Annotated in this window: 21 protein-coding genes; 6 read left to right on the top strand and 15 right to left on the bottom strand. The window is 69.8% G+C overall.

The annotated features are described in order from the left end of the window. Nucleotides 1-9: 9 nt before the first annotated feature. From NNZ72_RS11695 to NNZ72_RS11675, 5 genes are all read right to left on the bottom strand, one after another. The gene (locus NNZ72_RS11695; RefSeq protein ID WP_257315495.1) at nt 10-2,277 is read right to left on the bottom strand and encodes a sensor domain-containing protein; all 2,268 of its coding nucleotides are present in this window, start codon (nt 2,275-2,277) and stop codon (nt 10-12) included. A 48-nt stretch (nt 2,278-2,325) separates the two neighbouring features. Further along, complete coding sequence (locus NNZ72_RS11690; protein ID WP_371747751.1) at nt 2,326-4,584, bottom strand: methyl-accepting chemotaxis protein; 2,259 nt, start codon at nt 4,582-4,584, stop codon at nt 2,326-2,328. Nucleotides 4,585-4,862: 278 nt separating this feature from the next. Beyond that, nucleotides 4,863-5,951 (bottom strand): AraC family transcriptional regulator, encoded by a 1,089-nt coding sequence (locus NNZ72_RS11685; protein ID WP_257315494.1) that lies wholly within the window; start codon nt 5,949-5,951, stop codon nt 4,863-4,865. A 586-nt stretch (nt 5,952-6,537) separates the two neighbouring features. Next, the gene (locus tag NNZ72_RS11680) at nt 6,538-7,746 is read right to left on the bottom strand and encodes an MFS transporter (protein WP_257315493.1); all 1,209 of its coding nucleotides are present in this window, start codon (nt 7,744-7,746) and stop codon (nt 6,538-6,540) included. Between the two features lie 81 nt (nt 7,747-7,827). Continuing rightward, nucleotides 7,828-8,031 (bottom strand): cold-shock protein, encoded by a 204-nt coding sequence (locus NNZ72_RS11675; RefSeq protein WP_257315492.1) that lies wholly within the window; start codon nt 8,029-8,031, stop codon nt 7,828-7,830. A gap of 223 nt (nt 8,032-8,254) precedes the next feature. Here NNZ72_RS11675 and NNZ72_RS11670 point away from each other — a divergent pair, with 223 nt between their 5' ends. After that, nucleotides 8,255-10,096, top strand: coding sequence for a caspase family protein (locus tag NNZ72_RS11670; RefSeq protein ID WP_257315491.1), 1,842 nt, complete (start codon nt 8,255-8,257; stop codon nt 10,094-10,096). A gap of 55 nt (nt 10,097-10,151) precedes the next feature. On the opposite strand, the gene NNZ72_RS11665 is transcribed toward NNZ72_RS11670, so the two are convergent. Both NNZ72_RS11665 and NNZ72_RS11660 read right to left on the bottom strand, forming a co-directional pair. After that, nucleotides 10,152-10,577 (bottom strand): hypothetical protein, encoded by a 426-nt coding sequence (locus NNZ72_RS11665; RefSeq protein WP_257315490.1) that lies wholly within the window; start codon nt 10,575-10,577, stop codon nt 10,152-10,154. Nucleotides 10,578-10,606: 29 nt separating this feature from the next. Continuing rightward, nucleotides 10,607-11,386 carry a zinc ribbon domain-containing protein gene (locus tag NNZ72_RS11660; protein WP_257315489.1) on the bottom strand — a complete coding sequence of 260 codons (780 nt, stop codon included), beginning with the start codon at nt 11,384-11,386 and terminating at the stop codon, nt 10,607-10,609. Nucleotides 11,387-11,724: 338 nt separating this feature from the next. Between NNZ72_RS11660 and NNZ72_RS11655 the strand changes: the two genes are divergently transcribed. From NNZ72_RS11655 to NNZ72_RS11645, 3 genes are read left to right on the top strand one after another with little or no spacing between them, the layout of a single operon-like run. Continuing rightward, entirely contained in the window at nt 11,725-11,910 is a 186-nt protein-coding gene (locus tag NNZ72_RS11655; protein ID WP_257315488.1) for a hypothetical protein, read from the top strand. A gap of 5 nt (nt 11,911-11,915) precedes the next feature. After that, the gene (locus NNZ72_RS11650; protein WP_257315487.1) at nt 11,916-12,599 is read left to right on the top strand and encodes a hypothetical protein; all 684 of its coding nucleotides are present in this window, start codon (nt 11,916-11,918) and stop codon (nt 12,597-12,599) included. 27 nt (nt 12,600-12,626) lie between these two features. After that, the gene (locus NNZ72_RS11645; protein ID WP_257315486.1) at nt 12,627-12,968 is read left to right on the top strand and encodes a hypothetical protein; all 342 of its coding nucleotides are present in this window, start codon (nt 12,627-12,629) and stop codon (nt 12,966-12,968) included. Between the two features lie 28 nt (nt 12,969-12,996). Here the strand turns inward: NNZ72_RS11645 and NNZ72_RS11640 are convergent, their stop codons facing one another. From NNZ72_RS11640 to NNZ72_RS11605, 8 genes are all read right to left on the bottom strand, one after another. Next, nucleotides 12,997-14,265, bottom strand: a complete 1,269-nt coding sequence (locus NNZ72_RS11640; RefSeq protein ID WP_257315485.1) for an MFS transporter — start codon at nt 14,263-14,265, stop codon at nt 12,997-12,999. 11 nt (nt 14,266-14,276) lie between these two features. Continuing rightward, a complete protein-coding gene (locus NNZ72_RS11635) occupies nt 14,277-15,008 on the bottom strand; it encodes an ABC transporter ATP-binding protein (RefSeq protein WP_257315484.1) in 732 nt (243 codons plus the stop codon). After that, complete coding sequence (locus NNZ72_RS11630; RefSeq protein ID WP_257315483.1) at nt 15,005-15,895, bottom strand: ABC transporter permease; 891 nt, start codon at nt 15,893-15,895, stop codon at nt 15,005-15,007. The genes NNZ72_RS11635 and NNZ72_RS11630 overlap by 4 nt, the downstream gene beginning before the upstream one ends. A 25-nt stretch (nt 15,896-15,920) precedes the next feature. Next, entirely contained in the window at nt 15,921-17,204 is a 1,284-nt protein-coding gene (locus NNZ72_RS11625) for an MFS transporter (protein ID WP_257315482.1), read from the bottom strand. Beyond that, nucleotides 17,201-18,568 carry an LLM class flavin-dependent oxidoreductase gene (locus NNZ72_RS11620; RefSeq protein WP_257315481.1) on the bottom strand — a complete coding sequence of 456 codons (1,368 nt, stop codon included), beginning with the start codon at nt 18,566-18,568 and terminating at the stop codon, nt 17,201-17,203. The genes NNZ72_RS11625 and NNZ72_RS11620 overlap by 4 nt, the downstream gene beginning before the upstream one ends. A 45-nt stretch (nt 18,569-18,613) precedes the next feature. Then, the gene (locus tag NNZ72_RS11615; RefSeq protein ID WP_257315480.1) at nt 18,614-19,663 is read right to left on the bottom strand and encodes a PhnD/SsuA/transferrin family substrate-binding protein; all 1,050 of its coding nucleotides are present in this window, start codon (nt 19,661-19,663) and stop codon (nt 18,614-18,616) included. A gap of 24 nt (nt 19,664-19,687) precedes the next feature. Then, on the bottom strand, nt 19,688-20,506 hold the full coding sequence (locus NNZ72_RS11610; RefSeq protein ID WP_257315479.1) for a phosphosulfolactate synthase: 819 nt from the start codon (nt 20,504-20,506) through the stop codon (nt 19,688-19,690). Nucleotides 20,507-20,811: 305 nt separating this feature from the next. Beyond that, nucleotides 20,812-21,138: a DUF982 domain-containing protein gene (locus tag NNZ72_RS11605; protein ID WP_257315478.1), complete on the bottom strand. Its 327-nt coding sequence runs from the start codon at nt 21,136-21,138 to the stop codon at nt 20,812-20,814. Between the two features lie 149 nt (nt 21,139-21,287). On the opposite strand from NNZ72_RS11605, the gene NNZ72_RS11600 reads away from it, so the two are divergent. After that, entirely contained in the window at nt 21,288-22,076 is a 789-nt protein-coding gene (locus NNZ72_RS11600; RefSeq protein WP_257315477.1) for an N-formylglutamate amidohydrolase, read from the top strand. Next, on the top strand, nt 22,073-23,923 hold the full coding sequence (locus NNZ72_RS11595) for a flavohemoglobin expression-modulating QEGLA motif protein (protein ID WP_257315476.1): 1,851 nt from the start codon (nt 22,073-22,075) through the stop codon (nt 23,921-23,923). Before NNZ72_RS11600 ends, NNZ72_RS11595 begins: the two co-directional genes overlap by 4 nt. Nucleotides 23,924-23,926: the final 3 nt, after the last annotated feature.

Below are 23,926 nucleotides of genomic sequence, written 5' to 3'. Positions count from 1 at the left end.
TCCGTCCGGTCATGTCATGCGGCGGCATCCGGACGCCGGGCGCGCGTCGATATATTGCGCGAGGGCCGTGCCCTGGAGCGGCTTGCCGAACAGGTATCCCTGGCCGAAGTCGCAGCCCTGGCTCGCCAGGAATCCGCGTTGCTCCTCGGTCTCGATGCCTTCCGCGACCACCTTCAGGCCGAGGCTGTGGGCAAGGCCGATGGTCGCCCTGCAGATCGCCGCATCGCCGGGATCGCTCGTGCTGTCGCGCACGAAGGAGCGGTCGATCTTCAGGCGGTCGACGGGGAACTGCTTGAGATGGGTGAGGGAGGCGTAGCCGGTCCCGAAATCGTCGAGCGCGATCAGCACGCCGAGTTGCTTGAGCCCGACCAGCGCGCTCAGGATCTTCTCCGGCGCCCGGTCGAGGAGGACGTTCTCGGTGATCTCGATCTCGAAGGAGGACGGCGCGATGTCGTGGCGCGCGAGGCAGGCCGCGATCTGCTCGACGAAGTCGTCGGTCCGCAGCTGCGCCGCCGCGACGTTGACCGCGATCACGCCGTAGTCGAAGCCGTCGTCCCGCATCCGCCGCGCCGCCGCCAGGGCCCGCTCGGTGACCGCCCGGCCGAGGTCGACGATCAGTCCCGTCTCCTCGGCGACCGGGATGAAGGTCTGCGGCGGCACGTGCCGGCCGGCGCGGCTCCAGCGGGCGAGCACCTCGAAGCCGATATGGCTGCCGTCCACGAGGCTGACCTGCGGCTGAAGGGCGATGTCGACGCGTCCCGCGCCGATGTCGGCCTTCAGCCTGGCGGCCAGCCGCTCGCGCTCCTCGACCTTGCGCCGCATGCCGGTGTGGAAGACCCGGTAGCCGCCGCGGTTCGTCGCCTTCGCCTCGTAGAGGGCGATGTCGGCGCTCCGCATCAGCTCGTCCTTCGAGCGCGCCTGGTCCGGGAAGAGGCAGATGCCGAAGCTGCAGCGCGGCTCGATCGTGCGCGCGGCGATGGTGAGCGGCGCCTTCACCGCCCGCACCACGCGCTTCATCAGCCTTTCGACCGCCGCATGCCCGGAGACCCGCGACAGGATGAAGGCGAACTCGTCGCCGCCGAGCCGCACGGCGATGTCGCTCGCGCGCAGCGTCGCCTGCAGCCGACCGGCGATCTCGACGAGGAGCCGGTCGCCGGCGGCGTGGCCCAGCGTGTCGTTCACCCATTTGAAGCCGTCGAGGTCGGCGATGACGAGGGCGGCGGACTGCCCCGTCCGCTTCGATCGCTCGCAGGCGCGTTCGAGCGCCTCCGCAAGCACGGAGCGATTGTAGAGGCCGGTGAGCGAATCGTGCTCGGCCTGCTTCTTGATCGTGAACTCGGCGTTCTTCAGCTCCGTGATGTCCGTGCGCACGCTCACGGTGTTGCCTGAGGCCGACCGGCGCTCCTGCACCTGCAGCCAGGTGCCGTCGGCAAGCTGCTGGGTGTGCGGCCGCGTCGGCCTGCGGAAGGCGCGGATCCGGGTCTCCTTCCAGGCCGCCTTGCGCTCCGGGCTCGTGCTCGCGAGCCGCACCTGCTCGCGCTCGACGACGAGGTCGACGATCTCCTCGAACCGCATGCCGAGCGTGAGCCTGTCGGCGATGCCGGCATGGTAGTCGCGATAGGCCTCGTTGAAGAGGATCAGCTTCTCCTCCTCGTCGAACGCGGCGACGCCGCCCGGGATCGTCTCGAGGATGTCGAGCAGCAGCGCCTCGGCCTGCTTGCGCTTGGTGATGTCGTAGCGGATCGACACGAAGCCGCCGATCTTCTCCGTCTCGTGGCGGAAGGGGACGATCGTCGTGTCGACCCAGTAGAGGTCGCCGGTCTTCGCCCGGTTGCAGATTTCCGCCCGCCAGACCCCGCCCCGGGCGATCTTCTGCCACATCTCGACGAAGAAGCTGCGCGGGTGGTGGCCGGAATTGACGATGTTGTGGCGCTGGCCGACCAGCTCTTCGCTCGTATAGCCCGAGATGGCGCAGAAGGGCTGGTTCACGTGGGTGATCCGGCCCGAGGGGTCGGTGATGGCGACGATCGCGTGCTGGTCGAGCGCTGCCTTGTAGGCGTCGAGCTCGGCCTGCATGCCGGCGAGCTGCCGACGGACGGCCTCGTCATGGAGGCCGTGAAGGCTTGTGAGCGCCCGGCCGGGGAGGCCGGCATTATCGACGATATGAAGCGGACCGGCCTGTGCGGCAAGCGCGGCGCTCATGAGGGGGCGGGGCGGAGCGCCTCCCTCGTCCGTCAGCGAAAGACCCTGAGCGTGGGAAGAATGGTGGGGCGACATTTCTGTCTCCTGTCTGAAGCAGCGGTGAGGAATGGCCGGGGCCGTGCGTCAGAATTCCTCCCACTCGTCCTTCACTGCCGCCGCGCCGCCGCCGGCAAAGCTGCTGCCGATCCTGCGCATCAGGGCGCGGGCGGGGGACTGCACCTCCTTCGCCGGCGCGGAGGCCGTGGGCGCGCCGCCTTCGCCCAGCCGGAACTGGGCCAGCATCCTGTTGAGCCCGGCGGCCTCGCTGGTGAGGTTGTGGGCGGCGGCGGAGGATTCCTCGACCATGGCGGCATTGTGCTGCGCGTTCTGCTCCATCTCGGAGACGGCGCTGTTGATCTCCTCCAGCCCGACGGACTGCTCGCGCGCCGCCTCGACGATCGCCGCGACGTGGCGGTTGACCTCCAAGACCTCGGCGACGATCGCCTTCAGCGCCTCGCCGGTCTCGCCGACGAGGGCGACGCCGGCCTCGATCTGCCCGGCCGAGCTGGTGACCAGGGTCTTGATCTCCTTGGCGGCGGTCGCCGAGCGCTGGGCGAGCTCGCGCACCTCCTGGGCGACGACGGCGAAGCCCTTGCCGGCCTCGCCGGCGCGGGCCGCCTCCACGCCCGCATTGAGCGCGAGCAGGTTGGTCTGGAAGGCGATCTCGTCGATGAGCGCGATGATGCTGCCGATCTCGCGCGAGGAGGCGGAGATCCTGTCCATGGCGGCGACCGCCCGGTCGACCACTGCGCCGGACATCTCGGCGTGCTCGCGCGCCTTGCTCGACAGGGTGCCCGCCTCGCTTGCCCGCTTGCTCGATTCGCGCAGGTTGGCGGTCATCTCTTCGACGGCGGCGGCCGTCTCCTCGACGGAGGCTGCCTGCCGCTCCGTGCGCTGCGCCAGGTCGTTGGTCGCCGCGCTGATCTCCTGCGAGCCGGAATGGATGGCGCGTGCGCTCTCGCCGACCGAGATCAGTGCCTGCTCGAGCTTGGCGACGGAACCGTTGAAATCCGTCCGCAGCTTGTCGAGCTCGCCGGCGAAGGGCGTGGTGATGCGCTGGGCGACGTCGCCCTCGGCGAGCCGCACGAGGCCGGTGCCGATCGATTCGATGGCATGCTGCAGCTGCTGCGCTTCCAGCGCCTTCTGCTGCTCGCGCTCGCGGCGCTCGTCCTCGGAGCGGTTGCGGCCGTCCTCGGCCTCGGCCTCCAGGCGGCGGTTCTCCAGCCCGGCGTCGCGGAACACGGCGACCGCCGCGATCATCCGGCCGATCTCGTCGCGGCGGCGGGCAGGCGGCAGCGGCGCATCGAGATCGCCGGCCGCCAGCCGCGCCATCGTGCCGGTCAGCCGCTCGATCGGCCGGGTGATCCGGGTGATGACGATGAAGAAGGAGAAGGCGCCGAGCGCGATCGCCGCGACCAGCACCCCGATGCTGACGGCGACGCCGAAGCGGCCGTCGTCCTCGACCGTGCCGATATAGGCGTGCGCCGCCGTGCTGACGCTGTCGGACAGCGCAAGCAGGCTGTCGATGCCGCGCGTGGCGGCCGCGATCCATTCCTCGCTGCTCATGGAATAGCCCGCGCCGGCCGTGCCGGCGGCGTAGACGTCCTTGCGCACCTGCTCGTAGCTGCCGAAGAATTCGGCGCGTGCGGCGGCGATGGCGGTCAGGATGCCCTTGTTGGCGAAGTCGCGGCCGGCATAGGATTCGACCAGTCCCCAGGACTGCTCCAGCCGCCCGCGGTATTCGGCAAGCGCGGTCAGGTCCGCGGCCTCGATCGCGCCGCTGCGGGCGATGATCGCGGCGATCGCGGCCCGTTCGCGCCCGGCATATTCGCTCATCACCCACATGGCCTGCTTCAGGTCGAGCATCAGCTGCGAGCGGGCGAGCGCGTTCGCCGGCACGATCTGCGCGGCGATCCGCAGCTCCTGCGACGACATGATGAGCATCGTCGCTGTCGGCACCCAGCTCCTGACGATCTCGCGGTCCCGTTCCGGCCCCCGCAGGGCCATCTGGCGGTCGACGTCCTGGCGGAGCGCGAGCAGCCGGGAATGGTCCGCCTGAACCCGCGCGAGGAGCTTGTCGCGGCCGGTGAAATCGGCACCGGCGGCGATCGCCTCCATCGCGCGCAGGATCGCCGCGTCGGCCCGCTGGCGAAGCGTCGCGATCTGCGCGGCGACCTGGGCGTCGGCAGGGGCCGCGGCGTTGAGCGGCCCGTTGGTGAAGCCCCGCTCGGCCGCGAGCGCCCCGGCGCTTTCGAGGAACAGGTCGCCGATGTCGTTGTTGGAGCGCATCGCCCCTGCGGCCGCCGTCGACGTCCAGGCCGAGCGCAGGTTTATCGAGGCCACCAGAAGCAGACCGGCAACAAACAGGGAAAGTATGATAAGCAGTGACGCCTTGAGGCTTATCTGTCTTCCGGATGCCCTTGCATGTTTATTATGGGCGTGCGTGATGAACGCGTTGTCCACGCTTGAAGTCTTCATGGAATGTCCCCCAAAGCCCTTGCCGATCCCGAATCTGTCGCAAGGCGTAGCTGTTCCTCTTATGAAGACGATTACGCGACCGAGATGTTAATGAATTCCTTCAAGTTTTAGAGTTGTGTCCTTAGCGATATACTTGGCTGTCCTTAGCGACGACGCTGGCGCTTGCGTTCCACGGGCGGCGAGATCCTGCGCCACCAGTCCCGCGGCAGCGAGGCCTGCGACGCCTCGATCAGGCGGGCCTGCTTGCGGAACGCGGTCGGCGCGAAGCCGCTCCAGCGGCGGAACGCGTAGGAGAACGGGACGATCGAGGCATAGTCGAGCAGGCCGGCCACGCTTCCGAGCGGCGCGTCGGTCTCGGCGATCATGCGATAGGCCGTGTCGCGGCGCACGATGTTGCACACCTCGGAGAAGGACGTGTCCTCCTGGGCGAGCAGCCGCTGCAGCTTCTTCGCGCTGATATCCATGGCTTCCGCGATGAATTCCAGGGTGCACAGCCCCGTCCCCATCAGGCTGGCGACGGCGAGCTTGACGGTCGCGGTTATGGTCTGGTCGTACTGCTCCCGGCGCTGCATCTGGTATTCCAGGAACGCGCCGAAATAGGAGGAGAGCACGGTGGAGGTGACGGCGAGCGGCAGGTCCAGCACCGCGCGGTCGAAGACCAGCTCGTAATGGTCGGCGCTGAACTCCAGCCGGCAGCGGAACGCCTTGCGGTAGGGATCGAGGTCGATGGGCGCGAGGTGCGGGAAGCGGACGGCGAGGAACATCCCGTCGTCTATGTCGGCCATTCCCGCCATGATCGCGCGGGCGCCGCCCAGCATATACTCCATCAGCTGCCGCCCGGGGCGCATGATGTAGCGGTTGTCGAACCGGAGGGCGACCGCCCGGCGGGAAGCGCGGCCGGCCGGCTTCGTCTGCGGCGGCGGGACCTCGACGAGCTGCAGGCTGAAGGCGTTGGTGTGGAACCGCCAGTAGCGCATCGTCCTTTCCAGCCACCCGCCGACCGTTTTCGACTGGCCCGCGAGCAGGGAGATCGGCCCGGCGCCCGCGTAGGGCGGCGGCATGCGGACCGCCCATTCCAGCCCGAAGGCCGGATTCTCGCAGTCTCTCGCGGCGATCTCCAGCAGGTGCCCGAGCTTCTGCCAGGAGACCAGCGTCTCCTCGCCGTGCAGGACATTCGCCGGAATCCCCGCCTCGTCCAGGAACGCTTCGGCATCCCATCCGGCAAGGCTCACCGTTTCCGCGAAACCGTGCAGAGCCGCGCTTCTGATATAACGCTCACCACCTCCAACCTCCTTTAGCAAGCGACGTCCTCCCTGTCCCTACCTGTGGATTCTGCTGTCCTAAGATGTGTTGTTTTCGCAGCAAAGTGTTTGAAATGATTGGAAAATCACCTCACTTGACGCTGGTGTCCACCCATACGGCATTTTCTTTGAATGGCAAGTTGCATGCGGTTGCAGATATGCCGACGCGGGGGTGACGCTGGGCGGGATTCCGCCCCGCGCGCGGGCATGCCTCGCCCCTGCGCCGGTCACCGCGTGACCGCCGCCAAAGCCGAAAATCCTCCGTAATCGTTTGTCGGACCTGGCCGCTGCCGCCCCGAACCCGGGCGGCGGCGGTCTCGACGATTGCCTTCAATGTCTGCGTACCGGCGTCGACAGTGCGATTATGCACTCATCGGCGGACCGGGGTTTGACGCGGGTCAATGAGCAGGGCTTTCCCGTCGCCGCGCGCGGACGAAGCCACCCCCGGCAGTGCTTTGCGGAGGGTCCTGGCGCGGTTTCGCAGGAGGGGTGCGGCCCGCAGGCGGGCGGATATGGCCTACGTGCCGGTTTCCTCGATCTTCGGCAGGAACCAGGCGAGAAGGCCCGCGAGCGGCAGGAACGAGCAGATGGAGTAGACCGTCTCGACGCCGTAGCTGTCGGCAAGCACCCCGAGAAGGGCCGCCGCGATGCCGCCGAGCCCGAAGTTCAGGCCGTAGAACAGCCCGCCGATCAGCCCGACGCGGTGGGGCAAGAGCTCCATCGCGTAGATCAGGATCGAGGCGAAGGCGCTCGCCATGATCAGGTTGATCAGCACCGTCAGCACGCCGGTCCAGAAGAGATCGACATGCGGCAGGATCAGCGTCAGGGGAAGCGGCCCCAGGACGGAGATCCAGATGATCCGGTAACGCCCGATCCGATCGCCGACGATGCCGCCGAGAAGCGCTCCCGCGGCGGAGGCCAGCAGGAAGATGAACAGCATCATCTGCGCGGAAGGGATGGAGAGGCCGAACTTCTCCATGAGATAGAAGGTGTAGAACGACCGGAAGCTTTCGCCGTAGGCGTTCTTGGTGAACATTAGCAGCGTCAGGACCACCAGCCCGACGGCGATCGTCGCCGGCGCGTGGCTCGCCGCGCCGCCCGTCTTCCTGCCGTTCGCCCGCATCGCCGCGAACTCGGCGCTGATCTGGCGCTGCTTGCTGCCGATCCACACCAGGAGCGCCATGGCCATCAGGGCGAGGACCGCGAACCAGGCAAGGCTCGGCTGGCCCCAGGGCACGATGATCAGCGCCGCGAAGACCGGGCCGAGCGCGCCTCCGGCCTGGCCGCCGACCTGGAAGAGCCCCTGCGCCAGTCCCTGCCGCCCGCCGGCCGCATAACGCGCCATGCGCGTCGCTTCGGGATGGAAGATCGACGACCCGATGCCGATCAGGCCGACCGAGACGAGGATCACCGCATAGCTGTGCGCGAAGGCGAGGCTGACCAGGCCCGAGAGCGTGAACATCATCCCCACCACCGGCGAATAGGGCGCGGGATGCTTGTCCGTCACCATGCCGATCGCCGGCTGCAGCAGCGACCCGGCGATCTGGAAGGTCATCGTGATCATGCCGATCTGCACGAAATCGAGAGCGTAGGCGTCCTTCAGGATCGGATAGGCCGCCGGGATCAGCGACTGCATCAGATCGTTGAGGAGATGCGTGAGACCGAGGACCACCAGCACGGCAAGATGGGTCCTGGAGCGCGCGGCGGCGGGTACGGCGAGCGTCATGTCTGTTTTCGCGGTCGTGGGAATGCTGTGATGGGAAGGAGGGCGACAAGGGTCTGCGGGCTTGCCGCCCCCGAAGCGCGGTCAGAGCGAGCGGACGTTTTCCGCCTTCGACTTCCCGGTCTTGCGGTCCTGGCCGATGTCATAGCTGACCTTCGTCCCGTCGCGCAGCGGTTCCCCGGCCTGCACTGCCGACACATGGACGAACACGTCCGGTCCGCCATTGTCGGGGGTTATGAAGCCAAAGCCCTTGTCCTGATTGAAAAACTTAACGGTTCCGGTTGCCATGTCATCCTCGTGATCTGAGCGGCGTCCTGGCCGCCGCCGGAGCTTATGCATCGTCCGGCGGCGCTGCAACCGTTTATTCTCGCATGTGCCCCGGTGTTCGCCCACGGCGCCGTCATTGACAGCGTCACGCAGCCGCCTATCCTTCCTTCAACCTTGGGGGTGGCCAATGCGTCTCGGGACAATCTGCGGTGCCGTTTTGCTTTGCGCGATCCAGGCCGTTGCCGTGGCGCGTGCCGATACGGCATCGGATCTGGCCGTCTGCGCCGACGAGCGCGTCAAGACGGCGATGCTGCCGGCGGAGCAGCTGGCCGGCGCGGAGGCCGCCTGCACGCGCGTGCTGGAGGGAAGCGCGAGCGAGCCGGACCGGCAGAAGGCCGCGTTCTTCCGCGGCCTCATGCGCTTTCTGCAGGTGATGCAGGCGGGCATGGCCATGGATCTCAACGCCGACGGCTCGATGCCGGAATATACGCTTCCGACGCGGGAGGACGTGGCTGCGGCCCTTGCCGACGTCGAGACAGCGATCGGGCTGGAAGGGCCCCTGAAGGGCGAGGCGCTTGCGCTGCGCGTCACGATAAACCAGACCGTCGGGCAGCCGGACGACGTCGCCGGCGACATCGAGGCGGCGATGCGCGACGCGCCCGCGGACGCGACGCCCTTCGTGCAGCGGGCGCTGGAGGCCGAGCGCCGGGGCGATACCGGCGCGGCCTTCGCGGACCTCAATCGCGCCCTCGAGATCGACCCGAAGTCCGGCCCGGCGCTGACCGCCCGCGCGCTCCTGCTGCGACGGGTGGGGCACCTGGCGAAGGCGCGCGAGGACCTGGCGGCGGCGATCGCCCTCGGTTCGCCCTTCCGGCGCTTCGCGCTGATCCAGAAATCGGAAGTCGAGATGCGGACGGGCGATCTCAGGGCCGCGTTCGACGACATGCTGGCGGCGACGCGCGAGACCGGCGACATGTCGGCCGAGGACGCGGGCGCGATGAACATCGACCTGCTGATCCGCGCCGGCGACCTCGCGCTCGACAGCCTCAAGGACCCCGATACCGCCGAGACCCTCTTCAACGAGGCGGCGAAGCTCTCGCCCGGCGACTGGCGCTGGCGGCTCGGGCTCGGACGGTCGGCCGAGGCGCGCGGGGAGACGGAAAAGGCGATCGGCATCTACGAGCAGATTCTCGACGGCACCCGCTCGACCCCGAACCTCCTGGAGCGCAACGACGCCGCCTGGCGGCTCAAGCGCTTGACGCAGCCCGCCCTGCAGCGGCGCGCCGGGGAGTTCCTGCCCGGCTTCGAATTCGGTATCGTGCCCGAAAACCCGTCGCCCGACGGGTTGAAGCGCCTCGCCTTCGTCATCGGCTCGGGCAACTACACCGAGTTGCCGAGCCTGCCCAACGCCCGGCGCGACGCCACCGTGATCGCCAACCGGCTGGCCGACATGGGCTTCGACGAAGTGGAGATCGCCGAGGACGTCGACCGCAGGAACCTGATCGACCTGCCCGCCTATATCGCCGGGCGGGCGCGCGAGGCCGACATCGTGATCGTGTTCTATGCCGGCCACGGCGTCGAGACGGGTGGCGTCAACTATCTCGTTCCCGTCGACGCCGCGCTGGAAAACGAGACGGAACTGCAAACAACGGCGCTCGCGCTGCAGGACCTGACGGCGGCGGCGAGCGAGGCGCGCCGCGGTGCGCTCGTCATCGTCGACGCCTGCCGGGACGATCCGTTCGTCGAGGCGAAGGCGGTCGCCGCCTCGCGCGGCCTCGCCCGCCCGTCGCAGGATCCGGTGCCGGAGAGGATGCACATGGGCCTTGCCGTGTCGCCCGTGCCGCCGCTGAACAATGTCGTCCTCCATTCCACCCAGCCCGGAAAGACCGCGGCCGACGGCACCGGGCTGGACAGCCCCTTCGTGATCGCCCTGCTCCAGACGCTGTCGACGCCGGGCCTGACGCTCGACGAGGTGGTGCGGGAGACGGCCGCGCGCGTTTCGGACCTGACCGACGGCAAGCAGGTGCCCGCCGCCTACGGCGACGCGTCCGCCGTCCGCATCCTGCCCGGCGAAGCGCAGGACTAGCGGCCCCGGCCATTCCGGCAGGGTGCGCGGCGGCCTGCGCCGGGCGTCGCCTATCCTAGGGGTTCACCGTCAGGATCACCTGGCCGCGCCCGGTGCGCCCTTCCACGTCGACCGCCTCGATCGCGATGGCGTGCTCTCCCGGCGGCACGACGACGGCCGGCGCCTCGATGCCGTCTGCGGATATGAATTCCCTGAGCCGCGCCGTGAGGTCGATGTGCGGCTCGCGCAGATAGGTGACGCGCACGGCCTCGGGATCGATCTCGACGCCGTTGCGCGGCTTGAACTTCACCGCGAAGCGGAAGGTGCCCGTCACGCCGACGGCGGACGGCGACACGGCGTCGATCCCCGGGCCGCGCGTGATGTTGCGGACGGTGTCGTCCGATTCGGAGGGCGGCAGTCGGGCCTCCTCCGCCGTGATGAGCTGGACGGGCTCGGTCGCGCCCGCGGGCGCGGCACCTGCCGAAAGGAGTGCGCCCGCCACGAGCGCCGCCCGGATTCCCGATCGTAAAGTCATCCCGATAACCCCATGATTCCTGCAAAGAGCCCGGCGATCGCCGACATCACCGTGCCGGCGAGCAGGACGATCAACTCGATCGCCTTCAGCGTGTCCAGAGGTATGCTCTTGTTGACGCTCAAGAGCCCCTGCCGCAAGTGCGGCAGGCTGGTCAGCCCGCGGCTGCCCAGCGCCATGATCGACATGCGCAGCAGCATGCCGGACAGCATCGAGGCGGCGATGCTGAACATGTAGTACATGGTCTCGCGCCATTCGGCCGTATCCTGCGGGAGGATCGGAATGGAGTCCACGAAGCCCAGCAGGGCGCTCATCGAGAACACCGCGAGGCCCGAGAACAGGACCGCCGCCAGCGCATCGACCCGGTGCAGTTTGTACCGCGTGCCGAGATAGGCGAAGCCCGCCGCGAAGGGGATGACGATCGACGAGGCCCGGAGAACCGAAAGCGGGAGATCGAGCCAGAGGACGACCGTGGCATAGGCAAGCAGGAGGGCGGCGAAACCGGCCGGCAGCGACCAGAGCCGCCGCCTGCCGGAGGCGGGCCTTTCGACGGCCGGCCAGGCCGCGGGAGCGGGCAGCAGGGCCTGGGCCGGGCCGGCCGCTCTCAGCGATGCCTCGAGCTCGCCGAAACGGGTCTCCAGCGCCGATATGCGCGACAGAAGCGGCAGGACCGGCGTCAGGTCCCGGCCGCAATGGCGGCAGGAGAGCACGCCCGTTTCCAGCACCGCGCGGCAATAGGGGCAATGGATTGCCTCTTGCTTTGGCGGTTCGATCCTCAAGGCCGGCGTCCTCTTTCCGTCCGGAACCGCGTGGGCCTGAACGGAGGCATTTGGTTGTCGGGCGAACACGCCGCGCGCCGTTTCCGGCGGCCGCCTGCGGGTGCCCTCTTGCCGCATCCTGCACAATCTTGCCGCGAGAAGCCAGCAAAGAATATCGGGCGCAAGAGGGGATCGGGGCGCCTTTCGTGATGGCCGTCCGTTCCGGCTCCGGCGCCGCCGTTGCGTTCCGTCCGCCTGCGTCCTCGGAGGATTCCGTTCGCGGCGTGGGGCGCGACAAATTTGCCCTTGCGTCCGTTCGTAAAAGAAGCATTCTGGATGCATCTTTAAGGAGGCCGACCATGGTGCCGGATCGCGAAACCGCCGACCGCCGCGAAAGGGCGCGCTCCGCCGAGCGCGCGGAGTGCCTCGAGATGATGGTGGCCATCGGCAGCCAGGGGCTCGGGGATTGCCCGAACTGGGTCGTCATGGAGCTCGAGGATTGCGAACGGACCCGCCGCAGGCCCGCCGCGGACGAAAAGAGGTGAGCGCCATGCCGCAGGCAACCGATACCCGATCGTCGCGCGACGAACGCGCCGCGGAGGCACGCACGGGCTTTCCCGGCTTCTTCGACGAGGTGCCGGCCGTCACGCTGCGCGAGCCGCTGGCGTCGTTCCTCGGCGCATCGGCGAGCGGCGTCATCACCTATTGCTATGCCGACGCCGTGAAGCTCGCCGGGCATTCCTGCCCGACCGTCGCCGGCGCCTACCTGATGGTCCGCAACGGCCTCGCCCGCCTCTACGGCGACGAGCTGCCCGAGCGCGGCGGCATCGAGGTCCACATGCGCGACGCGCGCGACGAGGGCACGACCGGCGTCGTCGCCGCGGTCGCCACGCTGCTGACGGGGGCGGCTGCGGAAACCGGCTTCGGCGGCATCGGCATGGACCGCCGCTTCGCGCGCCGCGACCTCCTGCATTTCGACGCGCCCGTCGACGGCCTCATGGCGCTGCGGCGGCGCGATACCGGCCGCGGCGTCGTCCTCGACCTCGACACGTCGCAGGTGCCGCCGGACGCGGGGATGAAGGCGCTCTTTCCGAAGATCGCGGCGGGCTCTGCGAATGGGGACGAGCAGGCGCGTTTCGCCGCGCTCTGGCAGGACCGGGTGGCACGCATGCTGCTCGACCATGCCGACGATCCCCGGCTCGTCCGGGTGTCGGCGTGGCGGGCTGCCGCTTAGGCCATGCACAGCGGAGGCGGACACGGGATGCTGAAGGACCGCCTGCGTCCGGTTCTCATCGATCAGGCCCGGACCGGGAGCCTCGTCACCTACAGGGAACTCGCCGACCGGCTCGGCCTGACGCCGCCGCAAACCATTCATCGCGTCACGCAGGCGCTCGAGGCGCTGATGGCGGAGGATGTCGGGGAGGGGCGGCCGCTGCTTGCAGCGCTTTGCGTCAGCCGGTTGCAGCAGAGGCTGCCCGCCCGCGGGTTCTTCGCGGCCGCCGCGGCCCTGGGCGTCTTCACGGGAGACGCCGAAGGCCCGGAGGCGCGCGCTTTCCACGAGCGCGAGCTTCAGCGCGTCCTTGCCCGGTACCCGCGGTCATGAGGCCCGGGGGAAGGCCGTGCGGCATCGCTCATCCCGGCGGGCCCTGCCGGTTCGACGCCGGCTTGCCGAGATAGATCCGCCTGGCGGCCGGCAGGGCGGCGCAGACGATCATTGCGAAGAGACCCGCCGCGATGCCGATCATCGTCTGGAGATCGAACCATTCCGCGAGCCATCCGAGCACGAAGGCGCCGAGCGCCGGGGCCGCGCGGAAGACGAGCGTGTAGAGCGCCAGCACCCGGCCGCGCATGGCGGCAAGGCTGAGCGACTGGGCCATGGACTGCATGGCGATGTTGCACACGACGTGGAACAGGCCGGCGACCGCGATCGCCGGCAGGGCGAACAGGGCGGATTGCGCAAGGGCGAAGACGACGAGCGCGGCGGCGATGCCGAGGGCCGCGGCATAGCTCGTGCGCGCGAGCGCCGGCGTGCTCTGGCGCCGCAGCATCCAGCTCGCCCCGACGAAGGCGCCGAGCCCCTGCGCGCTCATCAGCATGGCCAGCATCTGCGGCCCGCCGCCGAACGAGCCGCCGGCGAGCGCGGGGAACAGCTCGGTGAAGGGGCGGGCGAGCAGGGAGAACGACAGCGTCAGCACGAACAGCATCGCGATCGGCGGCTCCGTGCGGATGTAGCGGAAACCGGCGAGAACGTCGCCGGAAAGGCGTGCGGCGCGGACGGCGGGCGGGGGATGGTCGATCCATCGCCGCACATGCAGCAGGGCGGCGAAGACGACGGCGAACGAAAGCGCGTTGAAGAGGAAGACGCTCTCGATCCCGCTCCGGACGATGAGGAGGCCGGCGATCGCCGGGCCGGCGGTGCGGGCGACGTTGACGGCGATGGAATTGGCGGCGATCGCCTGCGACACCCGTCCCTCGGGCGCGAGCGTCCCGGTCACCATCATCCGCACCGGCTGGTTGAAGCCCTGGAACGTGGCGTCGGCGACGGCCCAGGCGAGCAGCGGCCACGGTGAGACGAGCCCCGCCGCGACGAGGAACCAGAGGACGCAGCAATTGACGACCGTGAGCGTCTGGGTCAGCCAGATCAGGCGATAGGGGTTGCTCCGGTCGGCGACCGCACCGGCGAGCGGCGCCACCCAGAACGCCGCGATCAGATCGGAAAGCGCCACTGCGCCGACCCAGGCGGGCGACTGCGTCAGCTCCCAGGTCAGCCAGCCGACGGCCGTCTTCTGTCCCCAGGCGCCGGTGAAGCTCGCGCATTGCGCGATGCTGAAAACGATGACGTTTCGGTTGCGCGGCGCCGGCCGCGGGGCGGCGAGGCTGTCGTCGGGGATGGCGGTCATGTGGGATGGCTCTATTCGTCGACGCCGAGCGCGCCCAGCAGCGCGGCGCGCAGGTCTGCGAAGGCGCCGTCGGTCTTGACGCGCGGCCTGGCGAGGCCGACCCGGCGGTCGAGGACGATCTCGCCTTCGCCCATCACCATGACGCGGTCGGCAAGCGAGAGCGCCTCGTCGACGTCATGGGTGACGAGCAGCACGGTCGGCCGGTAGATGGAGACAAGCCGCGTCAAAAGCCCGTGCATGCGGATGCGCGTCAGCGCGTCAAGGGCGCCGAAGGGCTCGTCGGCGAGGATGAGGTCGGGCCGGCGCACAAGCGAGCGGGCGAGCGCGACGCGCTGCTGCTCGCCGCCGGAGAGCATGTTCGGCCAGGCGTCCTGGCGGCCGCCGAGGCCGACGTCCTCCAGCACGGACAGGGCCCGCGCGCGGGCGTCCGGCGAGCGCAGCCCGAGCGTGATGTTCTCCAGCACGGTGTGCCAGGGCAGGAGGCGGGAATCCTGGAAGAGCACGGAGAGGTTTTCCGGTGCGTCGATCGTGCCGCCGCCTTCCGCGTCGTCGTCGAGCTGCGCCAGCGCGCGCAGCAGGGTGCTCTTGCCGGAGCCGCTCTTGCCGATCAGCGCCACGAACTCCCCGGCGGGGATGTCGAGCGAGACGTCGTTCAGCACGACGCGGCCGCCGAAGCCGCGGGTGAGGTTGCGGATGCGCACCGGCTGGTCGTGGCCCGTGGCCGGCATGGGCTCCGCGATCATGTTCCGATCACCTTTCGATAGGAGAGCGCGCGGTTTTCGAGAAGCCGCACCAGCGCGTCGGACAGGAGGCCGAGCACCGCGTAGATGACGAGGCCGACGACGATGATCTCCGTCTGCCCGTAATCGCGCGCGCGGCTCATGAGGTAGCCGATGCCCTTGGTGGTGTTGATCTGCTCCAGCACGACGAGCGCCGTCCAGCAGGTGGTGACGGCAAGCCTCAGGCCCGTGAAGAAGCCGGGCAGCGCGCCGGGGATCGCGACCTGGCGGATGAACTCCCGGTGGGTCAGGCCGGTCGTCCGGGCGAGCTCGACATAGCGCATGTCGATGCCGCGCAGCGCCGCGTGCGTGTTGATGTAGACCGGCACGAGGACGCTCGTGACGATGATGGTGATCTTCATCACCTCGCCGATGCCGAGCCAGAGGATCGCGAGCGGTATCAGGGCGAGCGTCGGCACGGCGCGCTTGATCTGCACGAGGCCGTCGATGGAGGCCTCGCCGACCCGGGTGAGGCCCGAGAGGAGGGCGAGGACGAGGCCCAGCGCGACGCCGACGGCAAGGCCGAGATAGGCCCGCGTGGCGGAGGCGAGGAAGTGCTTTCCGAGCGTGCCGTCGGCCGCAAGCCCCGTCCCGACCGAGAGCACCGTCGCCGGGGCCGCGAGGATGTTCTCCGGCAGCCAGCCGAGCGACGAGGACAGCTGCCAGACCGCGACCATGGCGAGCGGGCCGAAGAGCAGGGCGGCCGGCGAGATCTTGCGGGGAACGAGCGGGCGCCCGCGCTGGCGGCCGGAGGCCGGCGCGAAGCGCAGGGCCGGCGTCGGACGGAGGCGGCGCTGGGACGTCCGGTCGACGAGGAAGCCGGCGGGTTCGATATTCGCGTGGTCGGTCATGGGCCTCTCCTTGACGGTCGTTGGACTAGTGGGCGGGACCGGGCTTCGCCTGCGCCGAGAGGATGTCGGCGGAGAGCGTGCCCGTGTCGGTCAGCCTGCGCAGGGCGGGGAAGCGCCAGGCGCACAGGGCGGCAACGAGGATCGTGCAGACGCCGCCGATCGCCGCCGCCGGGACGACGCCGAGCCAGCCCGCGACCGCGCCGGCGCGGAAATCGCCGACCTCGTTCGAGGCGCTGATGAAGATCTGCGAGGCGGCGCTCACGCGTCCCCGTATCGCGTCCGGCGTGCCCAGTTGCAGCACGGTGTGGCGCATGACGACGCTGACGGTGTCGGCCGCGCCGCTGATGCCGAGCGCGACAAGGGACAGCGCGAAATCCCGCGACAGCGCGAAGACGAGGACGGACAGCCCGAAGAGCGCCGTGAAGCCGAGCATGGCCGCCCCGGCATTGCGCTGCGGCATGGCGCGCACGAGGACGAAGGCGGTGAGGATCGCGCCGGCGGCGGGGGCCGCACGCAGCACGCCGAGACCGGCCGGCCCGACGTCCAGCACGTCCCGCGCGAAGGCGGGCAGCAGCACGACGACGCTGCCGAACAGCACGGCCAGGAGGTCGAGCAGGATCATGCCGAACAGGACGGGCGTGTTGCGGATATGCGCGAGGCCCCCCGTCAGCCGCTGCATCACGCTCTCCGCGCCGGGCACGAATTCGGGGACGCGGGCCTGCGCCGCGAGGCGAAGGGCGAGCACAGCGCCGGCGAGGGAGGCGAGGCCGACCCCGGCATAGCCGGCGGCCGGCCCGGCGAGGAGCAGCAGGCCGCCTGCGGCCGGTCCCGTGATCGTCGCGAACTGGCCGCCGATCGTCGAGATGTTGACGGCCGCGGCGAGCCGCTCCGCGGGGACGACCTGCGGCAGCAGCGCCCAGAGCGCCGGCTTCGTCAGCGCGACGGCGGCGCCGAACAGGAGGGCCAGCGCATAGACGGCTTCCAGCGCCGGGTCGGGCCGGAGCGCGAGGACGAGAAGCCCCGCGGCCGCGGCACCGCCGGCCAGGAAGCCGGCGGCGACGAGGACGGCCCGGTTGAAGCGGTCGGCCCAGTCCCCGGCGAAGATGCCGACGGTCGCCGCGGGCACGAACATGACCAGCCCGACGAGGCCGAGATGCAGCGGATCGCCGGTGAGGTCGTAGACGTGCCAGCCGATCACGACGACCAGCATGCGGGTGACGAGATGGAACGCGAAGCGGCTCAGGAGATAGACCGGGTATCCCGGCAGATGCCCGAGCTCGCGGAGCGTCGTCGATGCGGAAGCGGTCACGATGCCAGCCGGCTGCCGGTGAAGCGGTTGGCCGGCCGGCGCAGCCCGTAATGGTCTCTCAGCGTGTGACCGTCGTAGTCGCGGCGGAACCTCCCCCTGTCCTGGAGGATCGGCACGACCTTGTCGACGAAGTCGGCGAGCGATCCCGGCAGGTAGGGCGGCATGATGTTGAAGCCGTCGGCGGCGTTCCGGTCCACCCAGCCGAGGATGCGGTCGGCCACCTGCTCGGGCGTGCCGACCACCGTGCCGTGGCCGCGCGCACCGGCAAGCCGCCAGAGCAGCTGGCGCAGGGTGAGGCTCTTCTCGCGCTCGATGAGGTCGTAGATGAGCTGCGACCGGCTCTTGGCGCCCTGGACGTCGTCGGGCCTCGGAAGCGCGTGCAGCGGCACCGGCCCGTCGAGCGGGTAGGACGACAGGTCCGCGCCGTCGAAACGGGCGGCGATATGGCGAAGGCCGACCTGCGGGATCGTCGCCTCGTTGAGCTCGCGCTCGATCTCGCGGGCCTCGGCCTCGGTGTCGCCGACGATGGGCCCGAGGCCCGGCAGGATGACGATGTCGGCCGGCGTGCGGCCGTAGCTGCGGGCCTGGGTCTTCACGTCGGCATAGAAGGCCTGCGCCTCCGCGAGGTCCTGCTGCGCGGTGAAGATCGCCTCGGCGTAGCGCGCGGCGAAGGCGCGGCCGGTCACAGAGGAGCCGGCCTGCAGCAGGACGGGATAGCCCTGCGGGCTGCGCGCGACGTCGAGCGCGCCCTTGACCTTGAAATACCGGCCGACATGGTCGACCTCGTGGATGCGGTTGCGGTCGGCGAAGAGGCCGCTTGCCCGGTCGGCGACGATCGCGTCGTCCTCCCAGCTGTCCCAGAGCTTGGTGACGACCTCGACGAATTCCGTCGCCCGCGCGTAGCGCTCCGTATGGGAGGCCCGTTCGGTGCGGCCGAAATTCCCCGAGGCGGCGTCGGACCACGAGGTGACGATGTTCCAGCCGGCGCGGCCCTCGCTGATGTGATCGAGCGAGGCAAAGAGGCGGGCGAGGTTGTAGGGTTCCGTATAGCTCGTGGAGGCGGTGGCGATCAGGCCGATGCGCGACGTGGTGGCGGCAAGCGCCGAGAGCAGGGTCAGCGGCTCCAGGTGGACGCCCGGGCCGAACTCGTAGTTCCGGCCGACCGCGAGATGATCGCTCAGGAACAGCGAGTCGAATTTTCCGCGCTCGGCGATTGCCGCGATCTCCCGGTAGTAGGACAGCGAGAAGATCTCGCCGGGGCGCGCGCCGCGATGGCGCCACGAGGCCTCGTGGTGACCGGTGGTCGGCAGGAACAGGTTGAGATGGATTTGCCTTGCGTCGTCGGTCACGGCGATCTCCCGCATGTCGTTTTCCGGAGGAGGGCGGCGCCCCGCCGGGGGCGCCGTCTCTCAGTTGATGTCGCTTGCCGTCTGGTCGTCGGCCGTCAGCTTGGAGAAGCGGAAGTCGAACTCGTCCTCGGCCTTCAGCTCCTTGTCGGCGAAGGAGCCGGCGTCCTGCAGGAGGTCGATGGTCGCCTGCTGGGTCTTCAGGAGCTCGTCGGTGAAGCCCGGGGTCGAGGCCTCGCCGTCGCCGGCGAGGATCGCCTTTGCGTCCTCGGGGCTCACGCCCTGTTCCTTGACGAGATATTTGCTCAGCCAGACGTCCTGGTTTGCGTTGCGCCAGCGCTCGGCGCGGTACCAGTGGATCACGTAGTCGCGGATGGCGGCGGTGAGCGCCGGGTCGGCGAGCGCCGCGCGGCTTGCGTAGAGATAGTGAAGCCCCGTGTTGGCGCCCTCCGCGCTCGGGATGGAGATCGCGCCGTCCTTGCCCGCGCGGGCGAGATAGCGGGCGCCGGCCGGCTGCTTCAGCGGTGCGGCGTCGACCTCGCGGCTGACGAGCGCGTCGGAATAGTAGCTCGGCGCCAGGATGACGGGCTCGATGTCCTTGAGCGTGAGGCCGACCGAGCGCAGGTTGCGGATGACGGTCGCCTGCGCCGCCGTCGCTTCGCCGAACGCCACGCGCTTGCCCTTGAGGTCCGCCAGCGTCCTGATGTCGGAGCCCGGTGCCGTGCCGATGCTGAGGCCCGTGCCGTCGCGCCGGACGACGGCGACGATCAGCACGTCGGCGCCGGAATAGTGCGCGAGGATCGGCGGCACGTCCGCGACCTCGCCGACATGGACCTCGCCGGCGCGGATCGCCTCCAGGCCGATGGGGCCGCTGCTGAAGTTGACGAAGGTCACGTCGGCCGCCAGCTTCTCCCGCTCGCCGGAGAGGTTGAACAGCGTCTCGAAGCGGTTGGCGTCGTCGGTCACGACGAGCTTGGTGCCGGCCGGCACGGCGAAGGGCAGGTCTTCCGCCGCCGCGTCCGGCGGCAGGAGGCCGGCGGTCACGCCGAGCGCGAGGGCGAAGGCGGCGCCGCGAAGCAGGCTGCGCCGCGCGAGGGTCCATGCATGGGTCATCTGTCTCTCCATTGGGCTGCCGGACTATTCGGCGGCGGTTGCGACTGCGTATCTGTCGAAGAAGGTCAGGCCGACGCTGCGGTGCAGGCCCGCCCGCTGCGCGGCAAGCGTTCCCGCGTCGCGCAGGTCGAGGTTCTCGATGTTCACGTCCGGGCCGAGCTCGCGGAACAGCCAGGCGGCGATCCTCGCGCCGCCGGCCGGGCCGATCTCGAAGACGAGACGGTCGAGGGGAATGCGTTCGGCGAGCCGGTGCAGCTCGTCGCCGTTGCGCTCGACGATCTGGACGATGTCGCTGTTCTCGACGACGATCTTGCCGGCGCCGGCCTCGAGGTCGCGCGCGGCGATCTCTGCGACGGCGTCCACGTCGAGCGGCGCGTCCGGATACTTGCGGCCGACCTCCGTGAAGACGGAGAGGCCCGCGGAAACGGCGAGGCGGATATGGGCGGAGCGCGTCTCGGCCGATTGCGGCTCGATGACGTCCTCGCTCACCTCCACGCCGGAAAGCCCGAGTTCCGCCGCGCGGGCAAAGAACTGCGGCACCTTGTTCTGCACCACCGCGACCTCGTAGATCACGCCGCCGAGCGTCGTGCGGATGCCGGCCTGCCCGTAGATCGCGATCTTCTCGCGCAGCCAGCCTTCCGTGTAGCGGGCGATGTGGCCGTAGTGATCGGGCAGCTTGACCCAGTCGACGAACGGCGCGGCGGTCTCGGCGAACCCGCGGGCCTCGTCCAGCGAATAGCCCTGGTCGCTGGCGATCGTCAGGCCGCTCCGGCGCGGCTTCGGCGCCGGCCGATGGACCTCCAGGAAGTCGAAGACACCGAGCCGGTCATGCTGTATAGTCATTTGGATACCTTTCCCTCGCCGCGAACGGGCTGAACAGGAAGGCATTATGAGTAAATTCCATAGATTTTATAGATAATATCTTCTGCGTTTCCGCAAGTTTGGGAAAACGGTTCACGGCGCGGGTTCGTGCCGTAGAACGCGGCCGCTCCTTGGCGAACACGTTCGCTGCCGCCCTCCTCGGCGGAGAGGCCGGGGAGGGGACGGCCGTTCGCGTGAACGTCGCGGTGAAATCCGGTGCCGTTGATGGCGCCGGCCCGGGCGGGCCGGAGGCTCCGCCTCCGCTCGCCCTTGCCGTGCCTCGGCGCCTAGCCCGCGGCTCGCATCCCCGAGTGGGGGATCGGCCGGCCGAAGGCGTTGGCCGCCATGGCGGGCATGGCAGGAGCCGCGACGAGCGGCATGCCGGCCTCCAGGCAGGCAGCGATGAAGGTCTCCCGGGCGACGGCCGCCGGGGTCGACCTGTTCAGCGCGCCCCAGCACGTGCGGACGGCGCGCTCGTAGCGCTGCCCGCGCCGCATCGGCCATTCGTTCTCGAGGAAGTCGAGGGCCTCGTAGACCGACGCGAATGTCCGCTCGAGGCCGCACTGGAGCCGGATCGTCAGCGGGACGGACCAGGGCAAATCCGGGATGTTCATGATATCCTCCTTTCACATACAAGCCGGATGAAAAAGAAGCGGACTTGATATCGGCGCGCCCGGCGCGGTCTTCAAGGGGGAGGCGCGGAACCGGGCCCGGCTTTCCACGTTAACGCGCCATGGAAGACAGACCGCCTCTCGATCGTGTTATGGCGAATGCCCTGTGGTCCGTGGACCGCGGGCGCTCGCCGCTCATCGGCACCGCGATCCACAACGGCCATCTGCTGCGATCCGGTCTTGCTGCGGGAATGGCGATCGGCCCGGCGGAGCGCCTGCGCGAGGAGGACCCGTTCACCGAATGCTTCATCGGCGATATCCCCAACCGCGTCGTCGTCCACCGCTCCCGCTTCGAGGTCGACCTCAACCGCCCGCGCGAGGGGGCGGTCTATCTCAGGCCGGAGCAGGCCTGGGGCCTGACGGTATGGCGCGAGACGCCGGATGCGGAAGCGGTCGAGGACGTCCTGCGCCAGCACGACGCCTATTACGCCATGCTGCGGCAGATGCTCACCGACATCGAGGCGACGCACGGGCGCTTCGTGCTCCTCGACATGCACAGCTACAACCACCGCCGCGACGGGGCGGAAGCGGCCTGCACGCCGCAGGAGGCCGCCCCCGACATCAATATCGGCACGTTCTCGATGGATCGGGCCTACTGGGCGCCGGTGATGGACGCCTTCCTCGCCTGCCTGCGCGAGCAGCCTTTCCCAGGCCGGCGGCTCGACGTGCGCGAGAACGTCGCCTTCGCCGGCAAGGGCGAGCAGACGCGCTTCGTGCACGCGCATTTCCCGCGCACCGGCTGCGCCATCGCGGTGGAGTTCAAGAAGATCTTCATGGACGAATGGACCGGCGCGCCCGACGCCGAGGCGATCGCGGCGCTGCGCGCGGCGATCCGCGCGAGCCTGCCGGTGCTGGAAGCGGCGCTGGGGGCACGGCCGTGACGGGCGGCGGCAGGCCGAAGGGCGATCTCGAACGGGTGGCCGAGGCGCTCGCGCAGGGCATGCCGATCCGCCTCGACCTCGCGCGCCGGGGCCGCCTCTATATCGACCGGCCCTTGCCCTTCATCGCCGTCCATGTCGGCCGCCGGGCAGCACCGGCCGCCCGCGCGGCGGCGATGGCGAATGCCGCCTACCTGCTCGCCGGCACGCTTGCCGAGGCGGCGGGCGTCGTCCGGCTGGTGGGGGAGGCGATGCGCGAGCAGTTCGGCGCTTTCCTGGTGATCGACCTCGGCGAGCTTTCCCGCGACCAGCTCGCCGCCGACGCGCCCTATCTCGCGCCGTTCGAGATCGCCGTCTCGGCCTCGGCCGACCGGGCGGCGGAGGCGGCGCTGTCGGCCTTCGTCGGCGCGGTGGAGAAGATCGACGCCCGCTATCGCGCGCCGCGCATCGTCCGCCATCCGCTTTCCGGCGATCCCCATGCCGGCCTCGCCCGCCGGCTTTCCGCCTTCCCGACGCTCACCATCCGCTTCGCGCCGATCTACCGGGCGCCGAAGTCCCGCGCGATCTATCCGGAATTGCAGGAGCGGCTGGTCGCCCATATCGTCGATGCCGGCCTTAAGGCCGCCGGGCAGTTTTCCCGCACGCAGACGGCGCTTGCGCCGCCGACGCACCGCGCGCTCGGCCGCCGCGTCTTCGTCGACGCGGTGGTGCGCGCCGACCGCGCCATCGACGAGATCGCCGCGAGCTTCGACTTCCTGCTCGCCGTCACGCCGATCAACGCCGATGCCGCCTGGACGGAATTCGAGGCGGCCGGCTGCGCCCGCGCGCCGACCTTCCTCTACCGGCCGCTGGAGATCGACGTCGCCGCGCGCAAGAAGGCGCTGTTCTCGATCGCGCTCGACCGGTTCGAGGACCCGGTGCTGGCCGGCCTCTACCGCGAGAAGCAGCAGGAGCTGGACCTGCAGCTCTCCATGCTCGCCGCCCGCGAGGATAGCCGCTTCGTCGAGATGAGCCGGGCGCTCTACGGCTCGGTCGACCACCGGCTGGAGGCGGCGGCGCGGCGGATCCTGGAAGAGACGGCCGCCGCCGCGCGCCGGCGCGCGCCCGAGACCGTCGACTATCGCTTCGTGGAGCGGCGGGCGAAGGCGATGATCGCCCGCTACGCCGGCGAGTCCCAGGCCTTCTCCCCCGCCGTCGAGGTGCGCGACGACCTGCCCTCCGGCCTCATGGTCTCGAACGACCGGCTCCTGATCGCCCGCACGACCGCGGTCGCGCGCGACCGGGTGGAGGCGCTGCTGAGCCACGAGGTCGGCGTGCATCTCCTCACCTACTGCAACGGCTCGGGCCACGGCCTCAGGCTCTTCCGCTCGGGCCTTGCCGGCTACGAGGGGGCGCAGGAGGGGCTGGCGGTGCTCGCCGAATATCTCTCCGGCGGCATGACGGTCGCGCGGCTGAGGCTGATCGCCGCCCGCGTGGTCGCCTGCGCGGCGATGCTCGACGGCGCGGATTTCGTCGAGACCTTCCGGCTCGTTTCGCGCGACCACGGCTTTCCGGCGGCGACGGCCTTCAACCTGGCGCTGCGCATCCATCGCGGCGGCGGCCTCGCCAAGGACGCGATCTACCTGCGCGGCCTCATGGAGATCCTCGCGCATCTCGGCGGCGGCGGCGTGCTGGAGCCGTTCTGGCTCGGCAAGATCGCCGCCCGCCACTTCGCCGTCATGCAGGAGCTGAGCCAGCGCGGCCTCCTGAAGGCGCCGCGGCTGACGCCGCAATTCCTTTCGGCCAGGGGCGCCGGGGAGCGCCTCGCCCGGTTGCGGACCGGCCTTTCGCCCATCGATCTGATCAACTAGGAG

Origin of the sequence: Shinella pollutisoli, assembly GCF_024609765.1 — a bacterium.
GTDB classification, from domain to species: Bacteria; Pseudomonadota; Alphaproteobacteria; order Rhizobiales; family Rhizobiaceae; genus Shinella; species Shinella pollutisoli.
The sequence above is the reverse complement of the archived record's forward strand: the minus strand, read 5'-3'. Positions and strand labels throughout refer to the sequence as shown.

Bases quoted from the DNA above. Each gene is read 5' to 3' on its own strand.
- NNZ72_RS11615 (WP_257315480.1), bottom strand. From the start codon at position 19,663: ATGACCCATGCATGGACCCTCGCGCGGCGCAGCCTGCTTCGCGGCGCC.
- NNZ72_RS11610 (WP_257315479.1), bottom strand. From the start codon at position 20,506: ATGACTATACAGCATGACCGGCTCGGTGTCTTCGACTTCCTGGAGGTC.
- NNZ72_RS11640 (WP_257315485.1), bottom strand. From the start codon at position 14,265: ATGACCGCCATCCCCGACGACAGCCTCGCCGCCCCGCGGCCGGCGCCG.
- NNZ72_RS11650 (WP_257315487.1), top strand. From the start codon at position 11,916: ATGCCGCAGGCAACCGATACCCGATCGTCGCGCGACGAACGCGCCGCG.
- NNZ72_RS11655 (WP_257315488.1), top strand. From the start codon at position 11,725: ATGGTGCCGGATCGCGAAACCGCCGACCGCCGCGAAAGGGCGCGCTCC.
- NNZ72_RS11695 (WP_257315495.1), bottom strand. From the start codon at position 2,277: ATGTCGCCCCACCATTCTTCCCACGCTCAGGGTCTTTCGCTGACGGAC.
- NNZ72_RS11605 (WP_257315478.1), bottom strand. From the start codon at position 21,138: ATGAACATCCCGGATTTGCCCTGGTCCGTCCCGCTGACGATCCGGCTC.
- NNZ72_RS11645 (WP_257315486.1), top strand. From the start codon at position 12,627: ATGCTGAAGGACCGCCTGCGTCCGGTTCTCATCGATCAGGCCCGGACC.
- NNZ72_RS11620 (WP_257315481.1), bottom strand. From the start codon at position 18,568: ATGCGGGAGATCGCCGTGACCGACGACGCAAGGCAAATCCATCTCAAC.
- NNZ72_RS11600 (WP_257315477.1), top strand. From the start codon at position 21,288: ATGGCGAATGCCCTGTGGTCCGTGGACCGCGGGCGCTCGCCGCTCATC.
- NNZ72_RS11680 (WP_257315493.1), bottom strand. From the start codon at position 7,746: ATGACGCTCGCCGTACCCGCCGCCGCGCGCTCCAGGACCCATCTTGCC.
- NNZ72_RS11635 (WP_257315484.1), bottom strand. From the start codon at position 15,008: ATGATCGCGGAGCCCATGCCGGCCACGGGCCACGACCAGCCGGTGCGC.
- NNZ72_RS11675 (WP_257315492.1), bottom strand. From the start codon at position 8,031: ATGGCAACCGGAACCGTTAAGTTTTTCAATCAGGACAAGGGCTTTGGC.
- NNZ72_RS11630 (WP_257315483.1), bottom strand. From the start codon at position 15,895: ATGACCGACCACGCGAATATCGAACCCGCCGGCTTCCTCGTCGACCGG.